We start from the raw sequence: 7,789 nt of genomic DNA on the forward strand, positions 1-7,789 counted from the left end.
GGCGGGGGCCGTCGGCTCTTGTTCCGCCGTCGCCAGGCGGTTGCCCGGGGTCGAGACGGCGCTGCGCGGCCTTGCCGTGGACGCCGGGCTTGTCGCCGCGGTCCGGTCGGCGCCGATGACTGAGCTGTCGCCGATCGGCGATGTGCGCGGCAGCGCCGAATACAGGCTGGACGCGGTGCGCGAGATCGTTGCCCGCGCCGTGCTCGCGGCCACGCAGACGCCAGCAGGCGACAAGGTGGCCGCATGAGCATGGATCGCGCCGATATCGCCTTCGCGGTCAATGGCGCCGCTGTCTCGGTCAACGTGCCGCCGCTGCGCAGGCTGTCTTCGGTATTGCGCGATGAATTGCGGCTGACCGGCACCAAGGTCGGCTGCGATGCCGGCGACTGCGGCGCCTGCACGGTGCTGGTCGACGGCGATCCCGTCTGCGCCTGCCTGATGCCGGCGGCCTCGGCCGCTGGCACCGCGGTGACGACGGTCGAAGGACTGGCCAATGGCCGGCTGTCGGCGTTGCAAGCCTCGTTCCTGGCGCATGGCGCCGCGCAATGCGGCATCTGCACGCCGGCGCTGCTGGTCGCGGCAACCGCGCTGCTGGACACGAAACCCAGGCCGACCGAGACCGAGGTGCAGGATGCGCTGGGCGGCATCCTCTGCCGCTGCACCGGCTACCGGAAGATCATCGCGGCGGTGATGGAGGCTTCCCTCCAGACCGCGAGCCTGGATTTCCGTCTGCCTCGGTCCGGCCACGCCATTGGCGCGTCGCCGATCAGGCTCGACGGCGTGCCAAAGGTGACCGGCGCCGAGAAATTCGGCGGCGATTCCTTCCCGGCCGATGCGCTTGCGGTGCTGGTGGTCCGCTCGCCGCACTATCATGCAAAGTTCGATTTCGGCGACCTCGACGGCTGGGCCAAGGCGCATCCAGGCATCGTGGGCGTTTTCACGGCCGCCGACATCCCGGGAAAAAACTGTTTCGGCGTTATCGGCCCATTCGCCGACCAGCCGGCGCTGGCCGAAGGCTTTGCCCGGCTTCGCGGCGAGGCGGTCGCCCTGGTCGCCGGCGAGCGAGAGGCGATCCTCGATCTCGATCTGTCGGATCTCCCTATCCGCTGGACCGAACTGCCGCATGTTCTCCAGCCTCGTGACGCGCAGGCCGAGGGTGCTGCGCTGATCCACGGCAACCGGCCGGACAACCTGCTGACCAAGGGCTTTGTCGAACGCGGCGATCCCGAGGCGGCACTTGCCAATGCGGCCGTCACCGCGAGCGGCGCGATCGACACCTCCTATGTCGAGCACGCCTATATCGAACCGGAAGCCGGCTATGCATATGTCGACGGCGACACGCTTGTCGTCGTCGCCTGCACCCAGGCGCCTTACATGGACCGTGACGACACCGCGAAAGTGCTCGGCCTTGCCGTCAACAAGGTGCGCATCGTGCCGACCGCGACCGGTGGCGGCTTTGGCTCCAAGCTCGACGTTTCCTTGCAGCCTCTGATCGGCCTCGTCGCCATCAAGACGGGACGGCCCGCAGCCCTTGCCTACACCCGCAACGAATCGATGATGTCGACCACCAAGCGCCATCCGGCGCAGATGAAGGCCACCATCGGTGCCGCCTCCGACGGCTACGTCACCGGCATGGTCTTTACCGGCGATTTCAACACCGGCGCCTATGCCAGCTGGGGTCCGACGGTCGCCAACCGCGTGCCGGTGCATGCCTCCGGCCCTTATCTCACGCCCAACTATCGTGCCGAGGGCCGCGCCATCCACACCCATGGTCCGATTGCCGGCGCCTTCCGTGGCTTCGGCGTGCCGCAGGCGACGATCATGCAGGAGACGCTCTATGACGAGCTTGCGGGCAAGCTCGGCATGGATCGGCTAGACTTTCGCCTGAAGAACTGCCTTCGGAACGGCTCCGAAACGGTTACCGGGCAGCTTCTGGTGTCTGGCGTCGGCATCGCCGAATGCCTCGAAGCGCTGCGGCTGCACTGGGCGCGGGCGACGGTCGACGCGGATACTTTCAACAGCACCAGCATAGATAGAAAGCGCGGTGTCGGCGTCGCGTGCTGCTGGTATGGTTGCGGCAACACCTCGCTTCCCAATCCGTCGACCATTAGGGTCGGCATCGCGCCATCGGGCGACGTCATCCTGCACCAGGGCGCCGTCGATATCGGCCAGGGGTCCAACACCGTCATTACGCAGATCTGCGCCGACGCGCTCGGCCTGCCGCTGGAGAAATTCCAGCTGAAGAGCGCCGATACGGCAATCAGCCCAGACGCCGGCAAGACTTCGGCCTCGCGACAGACTTTCGTGACCGGCAAGGCGGCTGAAAAGGCTGGGCGGGCCCTTCGCGAAAAAATCCTGCGCTTTGCCAATGTCTCGGATAAGGCTTCCCTTAAATTGGATGGCGCGGTGATCGTCATCCGCGAAGGCGAGGCGACACGCCGCATCGACCTTGCCGCGCTCGATGCGAATGCCGACGGCTTCGTCTTCCGCGCCGAAGAGACATACGATCCGCCGACGCTGCCCCTCGATGCCAAGGGCCAGGGCAAACCCTATGCGGTCTATGGCTATGGCGCGCAGATTGCCGAACTTGAGGTCGACCTCAAACTCGGCACTGTCAGGCTGATCAAGATCACGGCGGCGCATGACGTCGGCAAGGCGATCAATCCGTTGCTGGTCGAGGGCCAGATCGAAGGCGGCATCGCCCAAGGCATCGGCATGGCGTTGATGGAAGAATATATTCCCGGGCGCACCGAAAACCTGCACGACTATCTCATCCCGACCATTGGCGACGTGCCGCCGATCGAGACCATCCTTATCGAGGTGCCCGATCCCGAAGGGCCGTTCGGCGCCAAGGGCCTGGGCGAGCACGTGCTGATCCCGACGGCGCCGGCGATCCTCAACGCCATCCGCCACGCCACCGGCGTGCTGGTCACCAAGGTGCCGGCAACGCCAAGCCGCATCCTGGCGGCCATCCGCGAGAAGGAGGCACGGGCATGAGCGAGCTTGCCGAACGCTTCGAAACCCATGATCCCGGCGAGAAGCTGGTGGCGGAGAAGATCCGCTGCGATGCCTGTCCCGTCATGTGCTACATCGCCGACGGCCGCACCGGCGCTTGCGACCGCTATGGCAATGTCGCGGGCCGGATCGTGCGCATGGACCCGCTGACCATCCTCGACCATGCGGCCGAGACCGGCGCTGCCATGGTGCCCTTTGTCGCCGAGGGCGAGCAGTGGGACGGCGAACTCATCAACACCGGCCGCCGCTTCGTCACGGCAATCGGCGCCGGCACCACCTATCCCGACTACAAGCCTGCTCCCTTCATCGTCAGCCAGGAGGTCGAGGGCGTCGATCTCGTCACGGTGGTGACGGAAGGCATCTTCTCCTACTGCGGCGTCAAGGTGAAGATCGACACCGACCGTCATATCGGACCCGAAACGGCTGTCGTGCGGGCCGAGGGCGAGGCCATCGGCCATGTCACGACGGGCGAGTACGGTTCGCAGATGCTGTCGCTGGGCGGCGTGCATCATCTGACCGGCGGTTCCAAGGCGGAAGGCCGCGCCACCTGTGACGCCCTGCTCAATTTGTGCAACCGCAAACCGGTGGAACTCAGCATAGACGGCGGCGCCACGGTCATCGTCGAAGCCGGCAAACCGCCCGTCATCGACGGCAAGCAGGAACACCGCATGCGTGTCGGCTGCGGCTCGGCGACGATCGGCATGTTCGCCACGCAATGGCGCGGGCTGGTCGACGAGGTCGTGGTGGTCGACGATCACATCACCGGTGTCGTCTCCGAACACCAGGCCGGCAAGGTGCTGGGCTGGCAGGATACGGGCATCAAGATCGTTGGCCGCCGCTCGACACCGGGCCGCTATTTCAAAGTGTCCGAGCCAGGCCTCGGCTGGGGCGGCACCAGCATTTCAGATCCGCTGTCGATACTCGGCGAATGGAACGCCAAGAAGGGCGCGCGCCCGGGCCTGTCGCTGCTGATGGTTTCGACCACCGGCGAGCAGTTCGCCTATTACGAGCTCGATGACGACCTGAAGCCGGTCGAAAAACCGTTTCCGGAACGGCTTAGGAAATCGGTCAACCTGATCGAGGACAATTGCGAGCCGGCCTTGTGCACCGTGCTGTTCATCGGCGGCGCCGGCGGGTCGCTGCGCGCCGGCGTCACCGAAAACCCGGTCAATCTCACCCGTTCGGTGCAAGGCCTGACTACCTATGTCACCGTTGGCGGCGCCCCGGTCTATGTCTGGCCGGGCGGCGGCATCACGCTGATGGTCGATGTCACCAGGGTTCCGGAAGGCGCCTTCGGCTATGTGCCGACGCCGGCGCTGGTGGCGCCGATCGAGTTCACGCTGCGTCGCGACGACTATGTCAGGCTCGGCGGCTACGAGGCGGAGATCCGCAGCGTTGCGGACATCGTCGCCAAAGGCGGCGAGTATCTCAATCCCCGACGCGGCACAGGCGCCGCAACCCAAAATCCATGGCCGCCGCTGGCGCAATTGCGCCGCGTGGGTCCGAACGGGGCGGGGTGATGGAAGATCCGCAAGCGCACTGGCTGCAGGACGGCAAGCGGCTGCATCTCAACCATGGGCCGATCGACCTGATCGTCGAGGCCTTTGGCGAGGCTGATGAGTGTCGCGCCGCCTACGTCCAGGCCGTCGCGCGCTTCCAAACGATCCTGATCGAGCTGGTCGAGGAGCTTCCCGAATTGCGGCTCCCGGCATTTTTCTTGGCGCCGCGAACCTTCGCCGGCCCGACGGCGCGCCGCATGGAAGCAGCCGTCATGCCCATGGCGGAATGCTTCATCACACCGATGGCCGCCGTTGCCGGGTCGGTAGCCGACGAAATGCTTGCCGCGCTGCTTGCCGGACGCAAGCTCGATCGCGCCTATGTCAACAATGGCGGCGACAGCGCCCTCCACATCGGCAGAGGCCGCTCGATGGGCTTGGCGGTCGCCGGCACCGGTAACGGCATGGCCGACCGGATCACGATCCGCGCGCAGGATGGCGTGCGTGGCGTTGCAACCAGCGGCTGGCGTGGCCGCTCCTTCTCGCTTGGCATTGCCGACGCCGTCACCGTGCTGGCGCGGACCGGCGCGGAGGCCGATGCGGCGGCAACGCTGATAGCCAACGCGGTAGACCTGCCCGGCAATCCCGCCATCAGGCGCGTTCCCGCACGCGACCTGTCGCCCGACAGCGATCTTGGCGCGCGGCTGGTGACGCAAGGCGTCGGCACGCTTGCGCCTGATGAGGTGGCACGCGCGCTGGACAATGGTCTTGCCGTCGCCGAAGATTTTCGCCGGCGCGGCCTGATTGCAGCATCGGCGCTGTTTCTTGGCGGGGAGGCCCGCATCAGCGGCTCCGTTGCACTCGGCGCGCCCAACAAGCATGAACCGGAGGAAGTTGCCCATGCCTGAATTTCCGATCCGCAAGATCGCGGTGCTGAGCGAAGAAATCTTCCATGACGGTGGACCGGCCGCCGCGGTGCCGCGCCGTCGTGCCGCCGCCATGGCCGCGGTCGGGAACCCGTTCGCCGGGCGCTATGTCGAGGATCTGCAAAGCGCCATGGACGATCTGAAGCCGCTCGGCCTGCTGCTCGCCGACCGGCTGGTCGCCGTCCTCGGCGGCGACATCAAACAGATCGACGGCTACGGCAAGGGCGCCATCGTCGGAAGCGCGGGCGAGCTGGAACATGGCGCGCTGTGGCATGTGCCGGGTGGCTATGCGATGCGCGAGCGGCTGGGCGATGCCAAGGCGATCGTGCCGTCGGCCAAGAAGGTCGGCGCCTTCGGCTCAAAGCTCGACGTGCCGCTCGGCCATATCAACGCCGCCTATGTGCGCAGCCATTTCGACGCCATGGAAGTCGGCATCAGCGACGGCCCGCGTCCTGACGAGATCCTGTTCTGCCTCGCCATGACCTGCGGCCCGCGCGTCCATAATCGGATGGGTGGCCTCGCGGCGGATGACATAAAAGCCTGGGACGGGCTGCGGTGAGCGGCGAGGACAACCTGCTCAAGCTGGTCGAGGCCGAAGAGGCCGACGATCACGACTACCTCCTGCAGGAGCAGGTCGGCTTCATCCTGCGCAAGGCGCACCAGCGCCATGTTTCGATCTTCGCTGCCCGTATCGCCGATCTAACGCCGCCGCAATTCGCCGCACTCGCCAAGTTGCGCGACGTCGGCGAAACTTCGCAGAACCAGCTCGGCACGCTGATCGCCATGGACGCGGCGACGGTGAAAGGCGTCATCGACCGGCTGAAGGCGCGTGGCCTGGTCGAGCTTTCCAGGCATGAGGTCGACAAAAGGCGGCTGCTGGTAAACCTGACGCCGGAGGGCCGCGACGCGATCGAGCGCCTGATCCCGCTGGCCCGCGAGATCACGCTGGAGACCCTGGCGCCGCTCACGGCCAAGGAGGCCGCCACTTTCATGAAGCTGCTGGCCAAGCTGGCGTAAGGTGCGGATCTTACCAGCCTGCAGAAGCTGGTCACCGAACGATTGAGTTGAGTAGAATTGGTTGGTCTGCGCTGCCCCTCATTGTCCTGCCGGACATTTCTCCCCGTATAGTGACGGGGAGAGAGCCGTTGTCCGAACCGGATAGATAGGTAACAGAATGGACCGATAGCATGGGTGACAGTTTTCTTGTCCGCCGGGAGGACCGGCGATGGTTTGGCGAGAAACTGGGATCATGGACGAGCGGCTACGGTTTGTTGTGGATTGCCTTTCGGGTGAAGAGACGATGATCGAGCTCTGTGCGGCTTATGGGATATCGCGCAAGACCGGCTACAAATGGCTTGGACGCTATCGCGCGTTCGGCCCGGAAGGTTTGCACGATCTGCCTCGCGCGCCGCTCAATCACGGCCGGGCGACAGCGCTGGACCTGGTGGAGCGGATCGTTGCCGCCAAGGAGGTGCATCCGCTGTGGGGGCCAAAGAAGATCGTGGCGCGTCTCAAGCGCACGGCTCCCGAGCTGGTTTGGCCGTCGGCCTCGACGGTGGGCGCGATCCTTGCACGGCATGGGCTTGTCGGCGTCCGCAAGCGGCCACGTCTGCGAGCCTGTGGCAACGGACCGTGGCCGGAGCCGCAAGGGCCGAATGCGGTGTGGACTGGCGATCACAAGGGGTGGTTCCGGACTGCCGACGGGTGGCGCTGCGATCCGTTGACGGTGATGGATGCCTCGAGCCGCTACCTTCTGGCGCTCGAAGCGACGGGTTCGACGGCGGACGCCGAGGCCTGGCCGGTGTTCGAGCGACTGTTTGAGGAGCATGGCCTGCCGGATCGCTTCAGAAGCGACAATGGCTCGCCCTTCGCGTCGGCCGGCGTCACCGGGCTGACGCCGCTTGCGGTGCGCTTCATCAAGCTCGGCATCACGCTGGAACGGATCGCGCCCGGCAAGCCACAGCAGAACGGTCGCCACGAGCGCTTCCATCTGACCATGCTGCCACTGGCCAAGGACCCGGAGGCCGACAGAACGGCTCAGGGCCAGGCCTTCGAAGCCTTCCGGCGCAGCTACAATGAGGAGCGTCCGCATGAGGCGCTTGCCATGGACACTCCAGCCCAGCATTACCGCCCGTCACAACGAGCCATGCCAAGAACGCCACCCGAGCCCGATTATCCGCAAGAGGCCGCGGTTCGCTGGGTGCGCCACAATGGCGAGATCAGGTGGAATGGCGGCTTCGTCTATGTCTCGCAATCACTGGCCGGCGAAGCCGTCGCGGCCACCGAAGCCGAGGACGGCCAATGGGCACTTACCTTCCATGATTATCCGCTTGGCATCATCGACACCAGACG

6 protein-coding genes and 1 pseudogene are annotated in these 7,789 nt (G+C 65.9%); all 7 read left to right on the forward strand.

Translation table 11 applies throughout. From position 1 onward, the window contains the following. Positions 1-247 (forward strand): annotated as a pseudogene (locus tag EOA36_RS20085) (xanthine dehydrogenase family protein subunit M); the annotation flags it as partial. 2 nt (positions 248-249) lie between these two features. Further along, complete coding sequence (locus EOA36_RS20090) at positions 250-2,997, forward strand: molybdopterin-dependent oxidoreductase (RefSeq protein ID WP_189553280.1); 2,748 nt, start codon at positions 250-252, stop codon at positions 2,995-2,997. Beyond that, positions 2,994-4,535 (forward strand): 6-hydroxynicotinate reductase, encoded by a 1,542-nt coding sequence (locus tag EOA36_RS20095; protein ID WP_127279116.1) that lies wholly within the window; start codon positions 2,994-2,996, stop codon positions 4,533-4,535. The genes EOA36_RS20090 and EOA36_RS20095 overlap by 4 nt, the downstream gene beginning before the upstream one ends. After that, positions 4,535-5,419, forward strand: a complete 885-nt coding sequence (locus EOA36_RS20100) for a UPF0280 family protein (RefSeq protein ID WP_127279117.1) — start codon at positions 4,535-4,537, stop codon at positions 5,417-5,419. The genes EOA36_RS20095 and EOA36_RS20100 overlap by 1 nt, the downstream gene beginning before the upstream one ends. Beyond that, complete coding sequence (locus tag EOA36_RS20105; RefSeq protein ID WP_127279118.1) at positions 5,412-5,996, forward strand: amino acid synthesis family protein; 585 nt, start codon at positions 5,412-5,414, stop codon at positions 5,994-5,996. Before EOA36_RS20100 ends, EOA36_RS20105 begins: the two co-directional genes overlap by 8 nt. Beyond that, positions 5,993-6,454 carry a MarR family transcriptional regulator gene (locus EOA36_RS20110; protein WP_127279119.1) on the forward strand — a complete coding sequence of 154 codons (462 nt, stop codon included), beginning with the start codon at positions 5,993-5,995 and terminating at the stop codon, positions 6,452-6,454. Before EOA36_RS20105 ends, EOA36_RS20110 begins: the two co-directional genes overlap by 4 nt. Positions 6,455-6,662: 208 nt before the next feature. Continuing rightward, the coding region (locus tag EOA36_RS20115; protein ID WP_145969232.1) for a helix-turn-helix domain-containing protein at positions 6,663-7,789 on the forward strand (1,127 nt) is incomplete at its 3' end.

The organism is Mesorhizobium sp. M8A.F.Ca.ET.021.01.1.1, from assembly GCF_003998025.1.
Classification (GTDB): domain Bacteria; phylum Pseudomonadota; class Alphaproteobacteria; order Rhizobiales; family Rhizobiaceae; genus Mesorhizobium.

What these genes read in the sequence shown, in the direction of transcription:
- EOA36_RS20090 (WP_189553280.1), top strand. Translation starts at nt 250, where the DNA reads ATGGATCGCGCCGATATCGCCTTCGCGGTCAATGGCGCCGCTGTCTCG.
- EOA36_RS20095 (WP_127279116.1), top strand. Translation starts at nt 2,994, where the DNA reads ATGAGCGAGCTTGCCGAACGCTTCGAAACCCATGATCCCGGCGAGAAG.
- EOA36_RS20100 (WP_127279117.1), top strand. Translation starts at nt 4,535, where the DNA reads ATGGAAGATCCGCAAGCGCACTGGCTGCAGGACGGCAAGCGGCTGCAT.
- EOA36_RS20105 (WP_127279118.1), top strand. Translation starts at nt 5,412, where the DNA reads ATGCCTGAATTTCCGATCCGCAAGATCGCGGTGCTGAGCGAAGAAATC.